Below are 17,855 nucleotides of genomic sequence, written 5' to 3' on the forward strand. Positions count from 1 at the left end.
CTTATGCATTTTCTGTTCCAGTTTAGTTATAGGAGTTAATTGCTTGCAAGGTTTAAAAAAAAATCTGTTTTGGCCAAAGATGCTTTCTGTTCAGTTAATTTTTCACGCGATCCGTCATACTGAACTTGTTTCAGTATCCATCATGCTGTTTTTGTTTAAAGATCTTCCTACTGTTAATACCTTATCCTCGTTCAATCGAAAACGCCATTATGTAAGCTTATTCGGCTGAAGTTGTAAAAAAATAGAAAAAAATTTTTCCCCGGTAATTTCAAGGTTTAAAATTAACCGATAAACTAATTGAACCGAATACCATTTCATTCTGTAATTGCACAAATATTTAATGGTAACTAACTATCAAATAATTGTTTATAATTGCCTCAACTAACTTTAAAATATAAATTTAATGAGCGTAAGCTTCGATTTTTCAGAAACAGAAACTCAGCAGAGCGTAAAGGCCATGGTCCGCGATTTTGCAGAGAAAAACATTCGTCCAAATATAATGGAATGGGATGAGGCACAGCATTTTCCTGTCGGATTGTTTAAACAGCTCGGAGAATTAGGCTTAATGGGCGTTTTGGTTCCCGAAGAATATGGAGGCTCCGGATTGGGCTACCAGGAATATGTTGATGTGATTGTAGAAGTGGCGCGGGTTTGCGGTTCAATCGGCTTATCATTAGCCGCTCACAACTCTTTATGTACCGGCCATATTTTGGCCTTTGCAACTGAAGAACAGAAACAAAGATGGTTACCAAAGCTGGCTACTGCCGAGTGGATTGGTGCCTGGGGTTTAACCGAAGCAAACACAGGTTCGGATGCCTTAAGGATGATGACCACTGCTGTTGAAGATGGCGACGATTACATTATAAACGGCGCAAAAAACTGGATTACCCATGGCAAAAGCGGAGATGTAGCAGTTGTGATGGTAAGAACAGGGGAGCAGGGGAGCTCGAAAGGGATTTCGGCCATTGTGGTAGAACGCGGTACACCTGGTTTTACGGCAGGGAAAAAAGAAAATAAACTAGGCATGCGCGCATCAGAAACCACAGAAATGATTTTTGACAATTGCCGTGTACCGAAAGCCAATTTATTGGGCAATGTTGGTGAGGGTTTTAAACAGGCCATGAAAGTTTTAGATGGCGGACGCATTTCTATTGCCGCATTGGCTTTAGGAATTGCAAAAGGTGCTTTTGATGCAGCAGTAGCTTATTCAAAACAGCGCCAGCAGTTTGGTCAGCCCATCTCCAGCTTTCAGGCCATTAGTTTCAAACTGGCTGATATGGCTACAGAGATTGAAGCAGCCGAATTATTGATCCGCCAGGCAGCAGATTTAAAAAACAGGCATTTACCTATGACAAAAGAATCGGCCATGGCGAAATATTTCGCCTCAGAGGTTTCGGTAAGAGTAGCAACCGAAGCAGTTCAAATATTTGGCGGTTATGGTTATACCAAAGACTTTCCGGTTGAGAAATTTTATCGCGATAGTAAGTTGTGTACGATAGGCGAGGGAACATCAGAGATACAAAAGATTGTAATTGCCAGAGAAATTTTATCAAGGTAGAAGGTTTAGGGCTATATACGTTGAACCTTATACCCTAAGCCTTACGCCTTCAACCTTATATACAATAAGCCAAATATATTATGAGTAATCCGGATGGTTTAACTACCTCCGGATTTTTTGTTTTAAAATTTTCAAAACTAACTTTCAATTGCCGGTGTTTTGACTAAAGACTAAAGACTAAAGACTAAAGACTAAAGACTAATTGGGTTTGGAGTGGGGCGTTTGGCGTCAGTTAACCTATTAAACATACTAACTAATGAACAATTGACTAATGGACTAAAAATATGGCAAACTATTCAGAAAAAGCTGGTGAGAAAGTAGAAAAAACCATGCACGAAATGAAAGAAGGTAAGCTTAAGAGCGGATCGGGTAAAAAAGTGACATCCAAAAAGCAGGCAATTGCTATTGGGCTATCCGAAGCCAAAAAAGAAGGGGCAAAAGTACCTAAGAAAGGTTAAAAGCTTAAAGACTAAAGACCAAGGCAAATAGGTGTGGTGCCTAAACTATCTTCCCAGAACTTTAGTCTTTGAATTTTTCGCTCTAAGCTTATTGCGGTAAATCTTTTGATGTTAAAATGCTGTCAACCACATAAACGCTAAATCCTCGCCATGGTAGGGAATGTTTATATTCTTTATAGTGTAATTCGAAAAACTTACCACTGTTGGCCATCATTTTTTCAGCAATTTCCTGGTTAGCGATAGAGAATTCGAATTCGTTGTTCTGCAGCGTTCCTGTTTGCCGGGATTTTATTCCGCTTTGAATTAATTTGCCTTCATAGGTTTTAAATACATAGCCTTTTTTTACTACATAGTTTAACTCTCCTGCTTTAACACCTTCACCAAAAACAAAGAAATAACGGTAGTAACAAATTGCGATTAATGCGATAACAACTATAACTGCGATAATTGAACCTACTTTTTTACCTGTTGTCATATATGATTTTATATATAAATGTAGCTAAACAACACATAAGTTCTACTAATGATTTAAATAAAAATTCTTTTTATAAATCTTTCTCGTTTTCAATATTTTGCTTACATTTGCAGCCCCGATAACACGGGAAATTTAAAAACCACGAGAGGAGGTATTTCAGCGTTATGATCATTATCAACATTAAAGACGGCGAATCATTAGATAAAGCCCTTAAACGTTTCAAGAAAAAGTTTGAAAAAACTGGTGTATTGAGAGAACTACGTAGTCGCCAGGCATACGAGAAAAAATCCGTTGCTCGCCGTACTGAAATTAAACATGCTGTTTACATTCAGAACATGAATCTAGATACAACTTCTTAGTTGTTCACGATATAAATACAAAAAGTCCTTCCGATGTTAAATTGGAAGGACTTTTCTTTTAAAAAAGAAATCAAAAACATTTTAATAAACGATTAATTAATGATTTCTTTATATCAAAACTATTTGTAACTTCATATCAATGCCCCGCAAAAAGATATTGAATGTTGCTAAAAAGTTTTATCACCTATTTAACTCACGAGAAGCGCTATTCTCCACATACCGTTACCTCTTATCAGGTAGATTTAGATCAGTTTGAAGTATTTATTAAGGCATTAGAACTGGATTTTCCTGAAGTAAAACATACTCACCTGCGCAGTTACCTGGTTGAGTTAATGGAAAAGGAAAATTCAGAAAACACCATTAACAGAAAAATATCTGTTTTACGGAGCTTTTATAAATTTTTACATCGAACCGGAGCGATTGATCAAAATCCTGCTGTTTTAATTAAGGCGCCAAAAATACCTAAAAGGCTGCCTGTGTTTATAGATGCGCAGAAAATGGATCATTTGCTGGATTCGGAGCAATATTTCGATGAAAGTTTTCCTTCCATTCGCGATCATTTGGTCATCGAACTACTTTTTGGAACTGGTATTCGTTTAGCTGAACTGTTGCAATTAAAAGATACTGATATTGATCTGTATTCAGGAACGATAAAGGTGCTGGGTAAAAGGAATAAAGAAAGAATTATTCCAGTAAATAAACAGCTTATCAATCAGGTAAATATGTATATTGACCTAAAAAAGTTGCAAAACTTTAATAACAATTTGCTTATATTAATCGTTACCAATACAGGTGCAGCGGCATATCCGAAATTAATATACCGTATTGTTACCTCATACCTAAACCATGTATCAACCAATGAAAAGAAAAGTCCCCACGTGTTGCGGCATAGCTATGCCACTAGCCTGTTAAATGCAGGAGCAGATTTAAATGCGATTAAAGAACTTTTGGGCCATGCCAGTTTAGCAGCAACCCAGGTTTACACCCACAATTCGATCGAAAGATTAAAAACAATTTATAAACAAGCCCATCCAAAGGCGTAAAAAAAGGAGGAAAAATGAAAATCGGAGTTCAATCAATCCACTTCAGTGCAGACAGTAAGTTGTTAGATTTTATACAGAAGAAAGCAAATAAGCTTGATCAGTTTTTTGACCAGATCATTAGCGGAGAAGTGTATTTAAAGTTAGAGAACGTAGAGGACGAGGCGAATAAAATTAGTGAGATAAAACTGATTGTACCAGGAGGTACCCTCTTCGCTAAAGAACAATGTAAATCATTTGAAGAAGCCACAGATCTGGCCATCGAATCGTTAAGGAAGCAGATTACGAAACATAAAGATAAAACACGTGCAAAATTAAGTGAGCATAAAGCAATTTTAAGTGAGAGCGAAGCCGCTGACTATTAGTAAAGCACAAAAAAGTATAATGCAAATGGTCGGTACAATTAAATGTGCCGCCTTTTTGTTTTGGTGATAACTTTCCAGGTTACCGTCAATCTATGAAAAATTAAAAAGATAATTCCCTTTGGCGGCGTCATCTCGAGCGGAGTGTAACGTAGCCGAGAGGTCTATCTTGAGAATACTTTTTATTTAGATCTCTCCGTTTCGCTGCGCTTCAGTCGAGATGACGACTTTTTTTATATTAGTTTCTTCATATAATTTAAAGAAATCGGAAGCTATTCGTGCAATTTCTATAAACCAATTTTAATTTTCTAAGCAATTCTCCGTGAAAAAATCGGCCTTATGATATAAATTTTAACTTTTATTGAGATTAATACATTTGTTATTTTCTATTGATTATTGTGATTATAGATCGTAATCATGTTTATAAGGACAACAGGCATAAAAAAATATTCAATTTTAAGAGATTGATTATTAAGCTCCTTCAGGTGTATGATGAGCACTAACTAAAATAACTTCATTATTTTTTTCAAATTTATTTTGAAGTGAAATATAAGTGTGTATATTTGCATTCCCTTTCGGAAACGGCGTTACGCTAAGAAGAAAAGGGTTGTTCTTTAAAAAGATAAAAGTTTTAAAAAAACACGTTAATAGTATGAAAAATGAAGATTTTTCGTATCATTGCACAAAATTTAAAGCCTCCTTAGCTCAGCTGGTAGAGCAACTGACTTGTAATCAGTAGGTCATTGGTTCGATTCCGATAGGAGGCTCTTTTTATTTTAAAGTGTTAACATTTTGAAGTAAAAAATGGGGAGATTCCAGAGCGGCCAAATGGGACAGACTGTAACTCTGTTATCGCAAGATTTCGAAGGTTCGAATCCTTCTCTCCCCACACTTTAAATGAATGACCAAATGTTTTAATGATGGAATAATTCTCTCATTCTTTCATTCAATCAATCACTGATTTTTAAAAGCGGAAGTAGCTCAGTTGGTAGAGCGATAGCCTTCCAAGCTATAGGTCGCGAGTTCGAACCTCGTCTTCCGCTCCAATAAAAATTAGAAAGTGGGCAGTTATCGGTAACAGTTTTGATATAGTTAAAACTAAAGGCTGGAACTGGAAACTAAAAAGCCGACTTAGCTCAGCGGTAGAGCACTTCCTTGGTAAGGAAGAGGTCATGGGTTCAATTCCCATAGTTGGCTCAGGATAATAAAGCTTTGTTAAATCTGTTTAATATGCAGTGTAGACAAGGTTTTTTGTGTTGCATTGCAATAAAACAATAAATAAAAATTAATAAAAAGTTAACCTACTAATTAGTTATAAATAAAATGGCAAAAGAAAAATTTGACCGTAGTAAACCGCACTTAAACATCGGTACAATCGGTCACGTCGATCACGGTAAAACAACTTTAACAGCAGCTATTACAAAAGTTTTAGCTGATGCAGGTTTATCTGAGGCACGTTCATTCGATTCAATTGACTCTGCTCCAGAGGAAAAAGAAAGAGGTATTACTATTAATACTGCGCACGTTGAGTATTCAACTGCAAACCGTCACTACGCACACGTAGATTGTCCAGGTCACGCGGATTATGTTAAAAACATGGTTACAGGTGCGGCTCAAATGGATGGTGCTATTATCGTTGTTGCTGCTACTGATGGTCCAATGCCACAAACTCGTGAGCACATCTTATTGGCTCGTCAGGTTGGTGTTCCTTCATTGGTTGTATTCATGAATAAAGTGGATATGGTTGATGATCCTGAATTATTAGAATTAGTAGAAATGGAAGTTCGTGAATTATTATCGTTCTACGATTTCCCTGGTGATGATATTCCTGTTATTCAAGGTTCTGCTTTAGGTGGTTTGAACGGAGATGCTAAATGGGTAGCAAAAATTATGGAATTAATGGATGCTGTTGATAGCTACATTCCAATTCCTCCACGTTTAACTGATCTTCCATTCTTAATGCCTGTTGAAGATGTATTCTCGATCACTGGTCGTGGTACTGTAGCAACTGGTCGTATTGAGCGTGGTGTAATCAACTCTGGAGATCCTGTTGAAATCTTAGGTATGGGTGCTGAGAACTTAAAATCTACAGTTACTGGTGTTGAGATGTTCCGTAAGATCTTAGATTATGGTGAAGCTGGTGATAACGTAGGTTTATTGTTACGTGGTATTGAGAAAACTGATATCCGTCGTGGTATGGTAATCTGTAAACCAGGTTCAGTAACTCCTCACACTGATTTCAAAGCTGAGATCTATGTATTATCAAAAGCAGAAGGTGGTCGTCACACGCCATTCTTCAACAAATACCGTCCTCAATTCTATTTCCGTACTACAGATGTTACTGGTGAGATTTCACTAGCTGAAGGTACTGAGATGGTAATGCCAGGTGATAACGTTACCATCACTGTAAAGTTGATCAACGCTATCGCAATGGAAAAAGGTCTACGTTTCGCTATCCGTGAAGGTGGTAGAACAGTAGGTGCTGGTCAGGTAACTGAAATTTTAAAATAAAACCCCAAACCCCTTAAGGGGCTTCAGGTAAATAACTGAAAGCAAAGTACTTGAGTTCACTTAAGTACTTTGCTTTCTAAATACGGGAATAGTTCAACGGTAGAATAGAGGTCTCCAAAACCTTTGATCAGGGTTCGAATCCTTGTTCCCGTGCTCAAAACAATGGTTGAGTAATTGAATGAGTGAATGATTGAATTTGAAAGTTTACTTTCGGATATTATCATTCACTCATTTACTCATTCAGTCATTCAATAAATTAAATATGGCTAAAGTAGTTGAGTTTATAAAAGAATCGTACGATGAAATGACCAATAAGGTTACATGGCCTACTTGGGGCGAACTGCAAAGTTCTGCAATTCTTGTATTAGTGGCTTCTTTAATTATTGCATTGGTTATTTTTGCAATGGATAAAGGATCTACATTTGTGTTAGATACTTTTTATAAATCACTTTCTAATTAATATTTACTAATGAGCGATCTAAAGTGGTACGTTGTAAGGGCTGTTAGCGGTAAAGAAAAGAAAGTAAAACAGTACATTGATGCTGAGATCAGCCGTTTAGGTTTCTCTCATTTGGTTCCTCAGGTTTTAATACCAATGGAAAAATATTACCAAATGAAAGATGGTAAAAAAATTGCTAAAGAGCGTAACTTTTATCCAGGTTATGTTTTAATCGAAGCTACTCTTGATGGTGAGTTAGAGCACATCATTAAAGGAATTAATAGCGTTATTGGTTTCTTAGGTGATAAAGCCGGTAATCCAATTCCAATGCGCCAGGCAGAAGTTAACCGTATTTTAGGTGTGGTTGATGAAATGAGCGAACAGGGCGAAACCATGAATGTGCCTTACTACGTTGGCGAAGGTATTAAAGTTATGGACGGACCTTTCAATGGTTTCTCAGGTATTATCGAAGAGGTAAACGAAGAGAAGAAAAAACTGAAAGTAATGGTTAAAATCTTTGGCCGTAAAACACCACTTGAGCTTAACTACATGCAAGTAGAAAAAGAGTAAGAAAATTATTGAAATATTTAGAGAGCCCGGAAATTTTTCCGGGCTTTTTTATGCTTTAATTTTTTCGATACATTATTGTATTATTTGTTTGTAATTTTAAGATTATTGCTATATTAGTCTTGCTCATATATCATGTTATTTAATTTATTAAATCTAAATTAATAATGGGAAAACTCCATCTCTCAGTAAAGCAATGTGTGCTTACTTTAGCGATATTGCTAATGGCAATAACCATAATCTATTCCTGTAAGAAAGATAATACGACAGAAAATCGCGATATTGTATCTATCAGTTCTTGGGTACAAAAGAACCTGGATCATAGCAAAAACAACCGGTTTGCATCAATGCAACCGAATCTGGAAGACATTTATATAAATGTACAGGAAACTGAAACTATTTTTGAAATCAAGTTAAAGAATCCCGAGGGGATTTTTCAAGCCAATCCTGATATAAACATAAAAGAACAAGAATTGGCTGTTAAAAAGAGCAACATTAAGCTGCTGGTATTTAAGGATAATAAAACAGGACAAATTACGAAAGCCTGTTACATGTCTACCGTTTCGAAAACTGAAGAAAAGGCAGCTGTAGAAACTCGATACAAGAAGATGGATGATTTTAGTGGAGACATTTTTTATTTTAATCTTAATGGGGTACTGGTTAATGGTTGGGGTTATGAGAATGGGCGTGTAGAAAGGAAAATAAAGGTAGCGAGTGAGAATGAAATAAAGGTTGCTATGAATGCAAAATTGAAGAATTTGAATCTAAAATTATATGGCAATGGCAAAGTGATGATGAATTCTCCTGTAACCTGCGATTATATGCCTACGGCAATTTATGGAGAAAGTTGTACAGGAGTATCTGGTTATATGCACTGTGTGCCCTATGTAAAGGGCTATGAATATTTATTGATGTGTACAGGTAGTGATGGAGGTGGCGGTGGTGGATTTGAGCCTCCTCCAGGAGGCCCTGGTGGTAATGGCACACCGACTGATCCTCCTAACTACGACTGTGCCGGAGTGGCTAATGGCTCAGCATATAATGACCCAAAATGCGGATGCATTGGAGGGACGACAGGTAAAACAGAATGCCCTAAAGATATTATTGACAGTGTTAAAAATGCATGTATTAAAAATGCTCTAACATTGGCATTAGCAAAAAATGCTGTTAATGAAATAAAAACGCTTTTTTATAATGCTTTTGGGAGTAATAAAAATTATAATGTAGTATTTGCAGATGGTTCGCTTAATAACTCTAACCTTGACGCAAGATCAAGAACAGAACCTGATGCTAATGGAATCATGACCTCAACCATAACCTTTAATACCGATGTAGCTGGCAATAGGTCAGAGCAATATGCAGTAGCTACTATATACCATGAAATGTTACATGCGGAATTGCGTAAATTATTTCCCCAATCGCCAACGGGTAAAATACTTATACCACCACAACATGAGTACATGGCGCAGAACTATGTTAATCAGCTAACTACATCGCTTAAAAGCGTGTTCCCCAATTTATCAGAGGGAGATGCCTGGGCATTATCATGGGGTGGTTTAAAACAAACCTCATTTTTCGATTTATTGAGTGAAGCCAATAAAATATTGATAGGCGAAACACTAATGAAATATAGTGATAAGGATAGATATGATAAACTGGGAACCTACTGTAATAACTAAAATTATGAAAAAATTATTATTTACAATCGTTATATTTCTATCGTTAGTACACTTTTCCTACGCACAAATGCTTGATATATCGAAATTGGGATTACCAATAAGTGTTACGGACGAGTATCTGAATAATTTAATACCTAGAAAAGCCTTTATATATTCTATCAACATTGCCGTGAATAAATTGGGCAATATTGATTCTATTTATTTTTCCAAAACCGAGAATATAGATTTGGGAAAGGCAATAAACCTTGGGAAAATAAAAGCCACTATCATGTCAAAGACTATTTTTTTTAAAAGGTATACAAATTGTGTTATTATAGCTCCTGTAATGATTATTAATTTGAATGACCAATTTATCAGTTTTCAAAATGAATTATTGAAAGAATGGTCTACATTATTTCCTGAAGTTAGAAAATTTAGAAGTAGGCGTACTGTATTGTGTAAAACTTTGAGTAGTTACTATACAATAGATTACAATTAGAATGCGATAAAGATAGATATGATAAATTGGGTAGCTATTGTAACTAATTCTATAATTGGTTTAAACTAAAATAATAATGAAAAAGATATTATTAGCTGGGTTGCTATTATCAATAACTCAAATTTGTTATGCGCAGATCATCGATTTATCAAAACAGAATTTGAAACTCGGTATTGGTTTCAAAGATGCCTATATGGATTACCCTTTTATAAAAAAAGCATTTATATTTTCTATAATTGCATCTGTTAATAAATTAGGAAAGATAGACTCCATTTATTTTTCTAAAACCGAAGATGTAGAATTAAAAGATGCAATGGATATAAATAGAATTAAAAAATCAATTATTTCTGAAAAAGCATTTTTTAGTCGCTATAAAAATTGTGTTGTTAACATACCTGTAATGGCATTGAATCTAAATGATCAATATATAAGTAATCAGCAAACTTTATTGCGTGAATGGGGAGGGCTATTTCCGAATGTAAATAAATTCAAAAATAAGCGTGTTGTATTATGTAAGCCTATAAGCTTCTGGTTTGTAACGGATGTAGATTAAAACCCTCACTTAAAAGTGTATTTCCTAATTTATTAGATACTGATGCTTGGGCATTGTCATGGGGTGGTTTAAAGCAAACCTCATTTTTCGATTTATTGATAGTACAGAAGAAGTTTTGGGATTAAGTTGGGGAGGCTTACAGAACACGACGCTTTATACTTCTAAACTAACTACCAATCAGCGTACTCAAATTGTAGATATTAACAATCGTCACAAATCTAAGACTATAGCAAATAAATTAGGAACTTATTGCACACCTTAATCAAAATCAATATGCGAAGAAATATACTCATACTTTTAAGTCTTAGCTTTTCAATCTGCCAGGCTCAAGAGAAAAAGCCATCATTCAAGAAGGTAATAGAACATTATTTGTTTAAAAGCACATCCGATAGACTTTTTGATGCAAAAAAAATCAAGCCTATATTTATAGCATGGGTATTTAGTTTAATGATAAGGGCTTAATAGACACGCTTTACTTTTCTGATAAAATAGATTCTGAGGTTCATGACATTTTTATGTTAGACGACCGAAAAGTAAAGTTGTTCAAATCCATAACCATCCCTTTTTAAGGAATATGCAAATAGAATAGTTGTTTTAACATTGTACCACTATAACAGGGAGGATGGAATGTTGGACTATGGTTTTGGCTTGCTCAGACAAGTTGAAAAACTATATCCAATAATAAACTCATCTAAGCCTATTGTTTTGCACCAACCAATTGTTTTTGGCTTTATCAGGCATATCAATTAACCTTGAAAGGCATCAAAGTAATGCACGGATCTTTCAATGGTTTCTCAGGTATTATCGAAGAGGTTAACGAAGAGAAGAAAAAGCTGAAAGTGATGGTTAAAATCTTTGGTCGTAAAACACCGCTTGAGCTTAACTACATGCAGGTGGAAAAAGAATAACAACAACATTAAAATATGAAAAAGCCTCTAATATCGGTTTTTTTGCCGTACAAGCAATTAAAATGATACTAAGTAACTGGTAATAACTCTGAGCTTCACCCGTTAAATAGAAGATTAGTAAATTTTTGATCTGAATGATTCTTAAAAAGTAGTGCATAAATTAATTTTTATCAATACTATTGTTTTACTGTAAGTTAATCCATATCTTTGCAGTCCTTTAAGCTTTATAGGAGCTACAAGGAATTAAATGTTACATGCTTCCAATATTTAACATTGAGTTTTAAATAAACAAAAAACACAAAATGGCAAAAGAAGTCAGTGCAATGATCAAATTACAGATCAAAGGCGGAGCGGCAAATCCATCGCCACCAGTAGGACCTGCATTAGGTGCTAAAGGGGTGAACATTATGGAGTTTTGCAAACAGTACAACGCTCGTACCCAAGATAAAGCAGGTAAAGTATTGCCAGTTGTAATTACTGTTTATGCTGATAAGTCATTCGATTTCATCATCAAAACCCCTCCGGTAGCTATCCAGTTAAAAGATGCTACTAAATTACAGAGTGGTTCTGCTGAGCCTAACCGTAAAAAAGTTGGGTCGGTGACCTGGGACCAGATTAAAGTTATTGCTGAGGATAAAATGCCTGATTTAAATGCATTTACAATCGAATCTGCAATGAGTATGGTTGCTGGAACAGCACGCAGTATGGGAATCACCGTTTCTGGTGACGCACCCTGGAACAATTAATTAAAAAACAGTTTACAACAGTGGCGAAATTAACTAAAAATCAAAAAAAGGCACACGCTAAAATAGAAGCTGGTAAAGCTTATACTTTACAGGCTGCTGCTGCTTTGGTAAAAGAAATCACTACCACTAAATTCGATGCGTCAGTTGATATTGATGTATCTTTAGGTGTTGATCCGCGTAAAGCGAATCAAATGGTACGTGGTATTGCTACTTTACCACACGGTACAGGTAAAACTGTTCGTGTTTTAGCTTTGGTAACTCCTGATAAGGAAGAAGAAGCAAGAGCAGCCGGCGCAGACTTCGTAGGTTTAGACGAATATGTGGCTAAAATTGAAGGTGGTTGGACCGATGTAGACATTATTATCACAACACCAGCTTGTATGGCAAAAGTAGGTAAATTAGGCCGCGTTTTAGGTCCAAGGAACTTAATGCCAAATCCAAAATCTGGTACAGTAACTAACGAAGTTGGTAAAGCTGTAACAGAGGTTAAAGCAGGTAAGATTGATTTTAAAGTAGACAAAAGCGGTATTATACACGCTTCAATAGGGAAAGTATCATTCCCAGCAGATAAAATTTATGAGAATGCACTTGAAATCATTCAGGTAATTTCAAAATTAAAACCATCTGCTGCTAAAGGAACTTATTTTAAGAGCATTCACGTGTCTTCTACAATGAGTCCTGGAATTGCAATTGAAACAAAATCAGTAGCGGGGATTTAATCATGAACAGAGAAGAAAAAAACGAAGTAGTTTTAGAACTACAAGGACAAATGCAAGAGTATGGCAATTTCTATATTGCTGATACCTCTAGCCTTTCTGTTGAGCAGATTAATAACATCCGTCGCAAATGTTTCGAAGGTGATATCATCATGAAAGTAGCTAAAAACTCTTTAATCCGCAAAGCGATTGAAGGTTTAGATGGCGATGCTTCTGAGATATACGAAGCCCTTAAAGGTTCATCATCATTATTATTCTCAAAAACAGCAAACGCTCCGGCTAAGTTGATTAAAGCTTTGAGAAGAACATCTGATAAACCATTGCTTAAAGCAGCATTTATAGATTCATCAGTATACGTTGGCGATGACCAATTGAATAACTTAGTAAGCTTGAAATCAAGAGAAGAGCTTATCGGAGATATCGTTGGATTATTACAATCACCAGCTAAGAATGTTATATCTGCGCTTAAATCAAGCGGAGGCAAAATTGCAGGAATTGTTAAAACTCTACAAGAGAGAGAAGGTTAACGAACACCTTAAGTTCGCAATAAAACAAAATTATTTTTACGTAAATTTTTAAAATCTTAATAAAATGGCAGATTTAAAATCGTTTGCTGAGCAATTAGTAAACTTAACCGTTAAAGAAGTTAACGAATTAGCTCAAATCTTAAAAGACGAGTATGGTATCGAGCCTGCAGCTGCTGCTGTAGTTGCTGGTCCTGCTGCTGGTGGTGATGCACCTGCTGCTGCTGCAGAAAAAACATCATTTGATGTTATCTTAAAAGAAGCTGGTGGCGCTAAATTAGCAGTTGTGAAACTTGTTAAAGACTTAACTGGCCTTGGTTTGAAAGAAGCAAAAGACTTAGTAGACGGAGCACCAAAAGAATTAAAAGCTGGTGTTACTAAAGACGAAGCAGAAGCTCTTAAAAAACAATTAGAAGAAGCTGGAGCAGTAGTTGAGATTAAGTAATCACTTAACTTAGCTAAGCTAAAAATGTATCAGACACCGACTGAAAATGTCGGTGTCTTTACCTGTTTATAAACATCTCATTTTGTTTGGTTAATGAGCATGGTTAGAACGAAACCAAACAAATAGTTTATTCTTAAACTAAAATCTTTTAGTCCATTGGCAAAGACAGTCGAACAAAGAGTAAATTTTGCAACTAGTAAGCACATTATAGACTATCCGGATTTTCTGGATGTGCAATTGCAATCATTCAGAGAATTTTTCCAGATAGATACCACATCAGACGATCGCTCTAGCGAAGGTTTGTTTAAAGTGTTTGCTGAAAACTTTCCAATAACAGATTCAAGAAATATCTTCGTATTAGAGTTTCTTGATTATTTTGTTGATCCGCCACGTTACGATATACACGAGTGTATTGAGCGTGGATTAACCTACAATGTTCCATTAAAAGCAAAGCTGAAGCTTTCTTGTAATGATGTAGAACATGAAGATTTTGAAACCATTATCCAGGATGTGTACTTAGGTACTATCCCGTATATGACACCAAAAGGTACGTTTGTTATCAACGGTGCAGAACGTGTTATCGTTTCGCAATTACACCGTTCTCCAGGTGTGTTCTTCGGTCAAAGCCGTCACACAAATGGAACCAAATTGTATTCTGCACGTGTTATTCCTTTCAAAGGTTCATGGATCGAGTTCGCTACAGACGTTAATAACGTAATGTATGCGTATATCGATCGTAAGAAAAAATTCCCGGTTACCACTTTATTACGTGCTATCGGTTACGATTCTGATAAGGACATCTTAGAACTTTTTGATCTTGCTGACGAAGTAAAAGTTAGTAAATCAGGTTTAAAGAAATACATCGGTCGTAAACTGGCTGCAAGAGTATTGAAAAAATGGGTTGAAGATTTTGTTGATGAAGATACCGGTGAGGTAGTTTCTATCGACCGTAATGAAGTGATTCTTGAAAGAGAAACCGTTTTAGAAGACGAACACATTGATATGGTTATCGAAGCTGGCGTAAAAAGCATCATCTTATCTAAAGAAGATGGCGCAAGTCAGGCAGATTATACCATTATATATAATACATTACAGAAAGATACATCAAACTCAGAAAAAGAAGCTGTAGAAAACATCTATCGTGCTTTGCGTAACGCAGAACCACCTGATGAGGAAACAGCCCGTGGTATCATTGATCGTTTATTCTTCTCGGATAAACGTTACGATTTAGGTGATGTTGGTCGTTACCGCATCAACCGTAAATTGAAAATGAATACACCTGATGAGGTTAAAGTATTAACAAAAGCAGATATTATTGCAATTGTGAAATACCTGATCAAATTGATCAACTCAAAAGAAGAGGTAGATGATATCGATCACTTGTCTAACCGTCGTGTACGTACGGTAGGTGAGCAATTGTACGCACAATTTGGTGTTGGTTTAGCCCGTATGGCCAGAACAATCCGTGAGCGTATGAATATTCGCGATAACGAGGTGTTTACCCCAACTGATTTGATTAACGCCCGTACGTTATCATCAGTGATCAACTCTTTCTTTGGTACTAACCAGTTATCTCAGTTCATGGATCAAACGAATCCATTGGCAGAGATCACACACAAACGCCGTTTATCGGCTTTAGGTCCAGGTGGTTTATCACGTGAGCGTGCCGGTTTCGAGGTACGTGACGTTCACTATACTCACTATGGTCGTTTATGTACTATTGAAACTCCAGAGGGACCAAACATTGGTTTGATTTCATCACTTTGTGTGCATGCAAAAATCAACAATTTAGGTTTCATTGAAACACCATACAAACGTGTTGAAGATGGTAAAGTAGTTGTAGATTCAGACGTTATTTATTTATCTGCAGAAGATGAAGATGGTAAAACCATTGCTCAGGCTAATGCAGAGTATGATGATAAAGGTAACTTTACCACGCCACGTGTTAAAGCGCGTTATGAGGGTGACTTCCCGATTATTGAGCCTGAGAAATTAGACTTAATGGACGTTGCGCCTAACCAGATTACTTCAATCGCTGCTTCGTTAATTCCGTTCTTAGAACATGATGATGCGAACAGGGCTTTGATGGGATCGAACATGCAACGTCAGGCCGTACCATTATTACGTCCTGAAGCACCAATTGTAGGTACAGGTTTAGAAGGTCGCGTTGCACGTGACTCAAGAACTTTGATCAACGCAGAAGGTGACGGTGTTGTAGAATATGTTGATGCTAATGAAATTACCATTAAATATGAGCGTAACGAAGATGATCGTTTAGTTTCATTTGAAGGTGATAGCAAAACTTACCGTTTAATTAAATTCAAAAAAACCAACCAGAATACTTGTATTAACTTAAAACCAATCGTTAAGAAAGGTCAGAAAGTTACTAAAGGACAAGTGCTTTGCGAAGGTTATGCAACTGAAAATGGTGAATTGGCATTGGGTAGAAACTTAAAAGTGGCATTCATGCCTTGGCAAGGTTTCAACTTTGAGGATGCGATTGTAATCAACGAGCGTATTGTTCGTGATGACGTTTTCACTTCATTGCATATTGAAGAGTTTGAATTAGAAGTACGTGATACTAAACGTGGAGAAGAGGAATTAACACCAGATATCCCGAACGTTTCTGAAGAGGCTACTAAAGACCTTGATGAAAACGGTATTATCCGTATTGGTGCTGATGTAAAAGAAGGTGATATTTTAATTGGTAAGATCACTCCAAAAGGAGAATCTGATCCTTCACCGGAAGAGAAATTACTACGTGCAATTTTTGGTGATAAAGCAGGTGATGTTAAAGATGCGTCTTTAAAAACTCCTCCTTCAATCCAGGGTGTGGTAATTGATACTAAATTATTCAGCCGTGCTAAGAAAACTACAAAAGCTGAAGAGAAATCAGCAATTGAGAAATTAGACAAAGGATATAATAATATCACTGAGAAATTAAAAGCAGAATTAGTTGACAAATTATTCACTATCGTAAACGGAAAAACATCTCAGGGTGTATTTAACATTTACAAAGAATTATTAGTTGCTAAAGGCGCTAAATTTACTCAGAAAATTTTAGCTGAACTTGAATTTGCTCACATTAGTCCTAACAAATGGACAACTGATGACGACAAAAACGAGATGATTAAAATGTTGCTTCACAACTACGGTATCCGTGTTAACGAAGAACTTGGTGCTTACAAACGCGATAAATTCGCGATCAGTGTAGGTGATGAGCTTCCTTCAGGAATCGTACAGATGGCAAAAGTTTATGTAGCTAAAAAACGTAAATTAAAAGTAGGTGATAAAATGGCGGGTCGCCACGGTAACAAAGGTATTGTTGCACGTATTGTACGTGATGAAGATATGCCTTTCTTAGCTGATGGTACTCCGGTTGATATCGTGTTGAACCCACTGGGTGTACCTTCGCGTATGAACCTTGGTCAGATCTACGAAACTATTTTAGCTTGGGCAGGCCAGGAATTAGGTGTTAAATTTGCAACACCGATTTTTGATGGAGCTACCCACCAAGAAGTAGAAGAATGGATCGCTAAAGCAGGAGTTCCTGCTTCAGGAAAAACCTACTTATACAATGGTTTAACAGGTGAGCGTTTCGATCAGACTACAACTGTAGGTATTATCTACATGTTGAAATTAGGTCACATGGTTGATGATAAGATGCACGCCCGTTCAATCGGACCATACTCATTAATTACACAACAACCATTGGGTGGTAAAGCCCAGTTCGGTGGTCAGCGTTTTGGTGAGATGGAGGTTTGGGCATTAGAGGCATTCGGTGCAGCTAATATTCTTCAGGAGATCTTAACCGTTAAATCGGATGATGTAATCGGAAGAGCCAAAACTTACGAAGCCATTGTTAAAGGTGAGAACCTACCAACGCCAGGTGTACCAGAATCGTTCAACGTATTGGTACATGAGTTACGCGGATTAGGTTTAGATATTACGTTAGACTAAGTATTAAGTATAAAGTATCGAGTATCAAGAAGGTTAATTCAATCTCGATACTTGATACTAAGTACTTGCTACTAAAA

17 protein-coding genes, 5 tRNA genes and 1 pseudogene are annotated in these 17,855 nt (G+C 36.4%); 22 read left to right on the forward strand and 1 reads right to left on the reverse strand.

What is annotated here, in order from left to right; genetic code table 11:
- Positions 1-403 precede the first annotated feature (403 nt).
- Positions 404-1,558 carry an acyl-CoA dehydrogenase family protein gene (locus IM793_RS04375; RefSeq protein ID WP_193419900.1) on the forward strand — a complete coding sequence of 385 codons (1,155 nt, stop codon included), beginning with the start codon at positions 404-406 and terminating at the stop codon, positions 1,556-1,558.
- A gap of 284 nt (positions 1,559-1,842) precedes the next feature.
- Positions 1,843-2,016, forward strand: a complete 174-nt coding sequence (locus IM793_RS04380) for a DUF6496 domain-containing protein (protein ID WP_193419901.1) — start codon at positions 1,843-1,845, stop codon at positions 2,014-2,016.
- An 88-nt stretch (positions 2,017-2,104) separates the two neighbouring features.
- Here IM793_RS04380 and IM793_RS04385 read toward each other — a convergent pair whose 3' ends face one another.
- Positions 2,105-2,491: a hypothetical protein gene (locus IM793_RS04385; protein ID WP_193419902.1), complete on the reverse strand. Its 387-nt coding sequence runs from the start codon at positions 2,489-2,491 to the stop codon at positions 2,105-2,107.
- 164 nt (positions 2,492-2,655) lie between these two features.
- Between IM793_RS04385 and rpsU the strand changes: the two genes are divergently transcribed.
- The 20 genes and pseudogenes from rpsU to rpoB all read left to right on the forward strand — a co-directional run bounded on the left by rpsU (position 2,656) and on the right by rpoB (position 17,778).
- On the forward strand, positions 2,656-2,850 hold the full coding sequence (gene rpsU / locus IM793_RS04390) for a 30S ribosomal protein S21 (protein ID WP_025143268.1): 195 nt from the start codon (positions 2,656-2,658) through the stop codon (positions 2,848-2,850).
- A gap of 161 nt (positions 2,851-3,011) precedes the next feature.
- A complete protein-coding gene (locus IM793_RS04395; protein WP_193419903.1) occupies positions 3,012-3,893 on the forward strand; it encodes a tyrosine-type recombinase/integrase in 882 nt (293 codons plus the stop codon).
- A gap of 14 nt (positions 3,894-3,907) precedes the next feature.
- Positions 3,908-4,255, forward strand: coding sequence for a ribosome hibernation-promoting factor, HPF/YfiA family (gene hpf, locus IM793_RS04400; RefSeq protein WP_025143266.1), 348 nt, complete (start codon positions 3,908-3,910; stop codon positions 4,253-4,255).
- 691 nt (positions 4,256-4,946) lie between these two features.
- Positions 4,947-5,019 (forward strand) — tRNA-Thr (locus IM793_RS04405).
- A 39-nt stretch (positions 5,020-5,058) separates the two neighbouring features.
- A tRNA-Tyr gene (locus IM793_RS04410) sits at positions 5,059-5,141 on the forward strand.
- Between the two features lie 81 nt (positions 5,142-5,222).
- A tRNA-Gly gene (locus IM793_RS04415) sits at positions 5,223-5,298 on the forward strand.
- Positions 5,299-5,377: 79 nt separating this feature from the next.
- Positions 5,378-5,449, forward strand: a tRNA-Thr gene (locus IM793_RS04420).
- A gap of 126 nt (positions 5,450-5,575) precedes the next feature.
- A complete protein-coding gene (gene tuf / locus IM793_RS04425) occupies positions 5,576-6,763 on the forward strand; it encodes an elongation factor Tu (protein ID WP_057932476.1) in 1,188 nt (395 codons plus the stop codon).
- 82 nt (positions 6,764-6,845) lie between these two features.
- Positions 6,846-6,916, forward strand: a tRNA-Trp gene (locus tag IM793_RS04430).
- 109 nt (positions 6,917-7,025) lie between these two features.
- Entirely contained in the window at positions 7,026-7,223 is a 198-nt protein-coding gene (gene secE, locus IM793_RS04435; RefSeq protein WP_025143264.1) for a preprotein translocase subunit SecE, read from the forward strand.
- A 9-nt stretch (positions 7,224-7,232) separates the two neighbouring features.
- Positions 7,233-7,772: a transcription termination/antitermination protein NusG gene (gene nusG, locus IM793_RS04440; RefSeq protein WP_025143263.1), complete on the forward strand. Its 540-nt coding sequence runs from the start codon at positions 7,233-7,235 to the stop codon at positions 7,770-7,772.
- Between the two features lie 164 nt (positions 7,773-7,936).
- On the forward strand, positions 7,937-9,448 hold the full coding sequence (locus IM793_RS04445; RefSeq protein ID WP_193419904.1) for a hypothetical protein: 1,512 nt from the start codon (positions 7,937-7,939) through the stop codon (positions 9,446-9,448).
- Positions 9,449-9,452: 4 nt separating this feature from the next.
- On the forward strand, positions 9,453-9,926 hold the full coding sequence (locus IM793_RS04450; protein WP_193419905.1) for a hypothetical protein: 474 nt from the start codon (positions 9,453-9,455) through the stop codon (positions 9,924-9,926).
- 76 nt (positions 9,927-10,002) lie between these two features.
- Positions 10,003-10,479 (forward strand): hypothetical protein, encoded by a 477-nt coding sequence (locus tag IM793_RS04455; protein ID WP_193419906.1) that lies wholly within the window; start codon positions 10,003-10,005, stop codon positions 10,477-10,479.
- A 776-nt stretch (positions 10,480-11,255) separates the two neighbouring features.
- Positions 11,256-11,387, forward strand: a pseudogene (locus IM793_RS04460) (transcription termination/antitermination protein NusG); the annotation flags it as partial.
- A 302-nt stretch (positions 11,388-11,689) separates the two neighbouring features.
- Positions 11,690-12,133 (forward strand): 50S ribosomal protein L11, encoded by a 444-nt coding sequence (gene rplK / locus IM793_RS04465; protein ID WP_010601094.1) that lies wholly within the window; start codon positions 11,690-11,692, stop codon positions 12,131-12,133.
- A 20-nt stretch (positions 12,134-12,153) separates the two neighbouring features.
- Positions 12,154-12,852 (forward strand): 50S ribosomal protein L1, encoded by a 699-nt coding sequence (rplA, locus tag IM793_RS04470; protein ID WP_116250007.1) that lies wholly within the window; start codon positions 12,154-12,156, stop codon positions 12,850-12,852.
- A 2-nt stretch (positions 12,853-12,854) separates the two neighbouring features.
- Positions 12,855-13,376 (forward strand): 50S ribosomal protein L10, encoded by a 522-nt coding sequence (gene rplJ, locus IM793_RS04475; RefSeq protein ID WP_108200815.1) that lies wholly within the window; start codon positions 12,855-12,857, stop codon positions 13,374-13,376.
- A 64-nt stretch (positions 13,377-13,440) separates the two neighbouring features.
- Positions 13,441-13,818, forward strand: a complete 378-nt coding sequence (gene rplL / locus IM793_RS04480; RefSeq protein WP_029279312.1) for a 50S ribosomal protein L7/L12 — start codon at positions 13,441-13,443, stop codon at positions 13,816-13,818.
- Positions 13,819-13,974: 156 nt separating this feature from the next.
- A complete protein-coding gene (gene rpoB, locus IM793_RS04485) occupies positions 13,975-17,778 on the forward strand; it encodes a DNA-directed RNA polymerase subunit beta (protein ID WP_193419907.1) in 3,804 nt (1,267 codons plus the stop codon).
- Positions 17,779-17,855 lie beyond the last annotated feature (77 nt).

The sequence above is a fragment of the Pedobacter sp. MR2016-19 genome (assembly GCF_014947265.1).
Taxonomy (GTDB): domain Bacteria; phylum Bacteroidota; class Bacteroidia; order Sphingobacteriales; family Sphingobacteriaceae; genus Pedobacter.

Coding starts and splice junctions, on each gene's coding strand:
- rplJ (WP_108200815.1), top strand. CDS start 12,855: ATGAACAGAGAAGAAAAAAACGAAGTAGTTTTAGAACTACAAGGACAA.
- tuf (WP_057932476.1), top strand. CDS start 5,576: ATGGCAAAAGAAAAATTTGACCGTAGTAAACCGCACTTAAACATCGGT.
- rpsU (WP_025143268.1), top strand. CDS start 2,656: ATGATCATTATCAACATTAAAGACGGCGAATCATTAGATAAAGCCCTT.
- IM793_RS04375 (WP_193419900.1), top strand. CDS start 404: ATGAGCGTAAGCTTCGATTTTTCAGAAACAGAAACTCAGCAGAGCGTA.
- IM793_RS04385 (WP_193419902.1), bottom strand. CDS start 2,491: ATGACAACAGGTAAAAAAGTAGGTTCAATTATCGCAGTTATAGTTGTT.
- IM793_RS04445 (WP_193419904.1), top strand. CDS start 7,937: ATGGGAAAACTCCATCTCTCAGTAAAGCAATGTGTGCTTACTTTAGCG.
- IM793_RS04455 (WP_193419906.1), top strand. CDS start 10,003: ATGAAAAAGATATTATTAGCTGGGTTGCTATTATCAATAACTCAAATT.
- IM793_RS04450 (WP_193419905.1), top strand. CDS start 9,453: ATGAAAAAATTATTATTTACAATCGTTATATTTCTATCGTTAGTACAC.
- hpf (WP_025143266.1), top strand. CDS start 3,908: ATGAAAATCGGAGTTCAATCAATCCACTTCAGTGCAGACAGTAAGTTG.
- IM793_RS04395 (WP_193419903.1), top strand. CDS start 3,012: ATGTTGCTAAAAAGTTTTATCACCTATTTAACTCACGAGAAGCGCTAT.
- secE (WP_025143264.1), top strand. CDS start 7,026: ATGGCTAAAGTAGTTGAGTTTATAAAAGAATCGTACGATGAAATGACC.
- rplK (WP_010601094.1), top strand. CDS start 11,690: ATGGCAAAAGAAGTCAGTGCAATGATCAAATTACAGATCAAAGGCGGA.
- rplL (WP_029279312.1), top strand. CDS start 13,441: ATGGCAGATTTAAAATCGTTTGCTGAGCAATTAGTAAACTTAACCGTT.
- IM793_RS04380 (WP_193419901.1), top strand. CDS start 1,843: ATGGCAAACTATTCAGAAAAAGCTGGTGAGAAAGTAGAAAAAACCATG.
- nusG (WP_025143263.1), top strand. CDS start 7,233: ATGAGCGATCTAAAGTGGTACGTTGTAAGGGCTGTTAGCGGTAAAGAA.